Genomic DNA, 1,211 nt, shown 5'->3' with positions numbered 1-1,211 from the left:
CCGGTGGAAATCGGCCCGCTCTACCAAGACAAGACCATCAAGGTGTGCGCCACCGAAGACCCCGTCTGCTCCGACGGGATGAATTTCGCCGCGCACGACACCTACGCCGACGACGGCGCGATGATCGACAAGGGAGTCGCGTTCGCCTCCAGCCACCTGAACCTGGACGGGCCGGGCGCGACGGCGGTCGCCGCGCCGCGCGGCAATTTCGGAGAGTAACCGCCCGACCGGGACTTTCGGCTAATCCCTGATGAATCCCTTGTTGCGCATCAGGGCATCGGCCAGGAATCCGTCGTGCGGGACGTGCGGCGCGTGCCACCACGTCGGGTGGTGACCGCAGTAGACGTTGCCGACGGTGGGCTCGGCGACCAGATCGTCGATCAGCGCCTCGTCGCCGGTGATCGCGGTGACCACCAGCGAATGCCGCAATGGCTGCACCCCGTCGTGGCGTGACCAGCCGGACACCCACACACACGGGAACGGCAGCTCCAGGTTGAGTTGGTCCGTATCGGGTTCGGCCATCAGATGCAGCGCCGGGCGCAGCGCGGCGTAGCCGTCGCCGAGTTCGGCGACCACCCGGTCGGCGCCGAGCAGCGGGGTCGACCCGACGGCCTCGGCCGCCAGGAGGTTCGCGAGCGCGCGGGCCTTCTCGACGGGCTGGGTGGGCAGGGTCGCTCGCTCGTCGTCGGTGGGCAGCGGTTCGATGGCCGCCAACCGTGCGGCGATCGCACGGGCCAAGGCGGCGGGATCGCCCTCGTAGAGCACCGCGGTGGTGTTGACGCACGCCATGCCGCCGTGGTTGGCGATCGAGTCGACGATGACGTCGAGATAGTCCCGCCAGTCGCGGTCGGCGGTGATCACGATCTTGCTGCGCCCCGGGCCGTTGACGATCACCGCCGGATCGTCGGCGTACTTGTCGACCACCTCCTGGCCCCCGTACACCATCGCCAGGTCGGCCGCCCGAATGATCTCGTCGGCACCGGCATGATCGGTGGGCAGATAGACGGCGTCCTCGGCGCGAAACCCGGCCCGCCGCAGCGCGCACACCAGCCGATGAGCAGTCAGCGGCTCGCGACGTGAGGGGCGCACCGCGACCCGGTAGCCCAGCGCGAGCGCCTGCGGCCAAAGCCCGTGGACGCCGGGACCGTTCCCAGCCGCGTGCACCGCGAACACCTCCCCGCGCCGCACCCACAACGCACCGCCCGCCCGAG

At 70.3% G+C, this 1,211-nt stretch carries 2 protein-coding genes; one reads left to right on the top strand and one right to left on the bottom strand.

Annotated elements, in window-relative coordinates; translation table 11 throughout:
* On the top strand, positions 1–219 hold a 219-nt coding region (locus BST14_RS28085; RefSeq protein WP_142279676.1), incomplete at its 5' end, for a cutinase family protein.
* A gap of 21 nt (positions 220–240) precedes the next feature.
* Here BST14_RS28085 and BST14_RS28080 read toward each other — a convergent pair.
* Positions 241–1,211, bottom strand: a 971-nt coding sequence (locus BST14_RS28080; RefSeq protein ID WP_245845834.1) for an aldehyde dehydrogenase family protein, incomplete at its 5' end; no start/stop codon positions are given.

Origin of the sequence: Mycobacterium arosiense ATCC BAA-1401 = DSM 45069, from assembly GCF_002086125.1 — a bacterium.
In the GTDB taxonomy this organism is placed as follows: domain Bacteria; phylum Actinomycetota; class Actinomycetes; order Mycobacteriales; family Mycobacteriaceae; genus Mycobacterium; species Mycobacterium arosiense.
The sequence above is the reverse complement of the archived record's forward strand: the minus strand, read 5'-3'. Positions and strand labels throughout refer to the sequence as shown.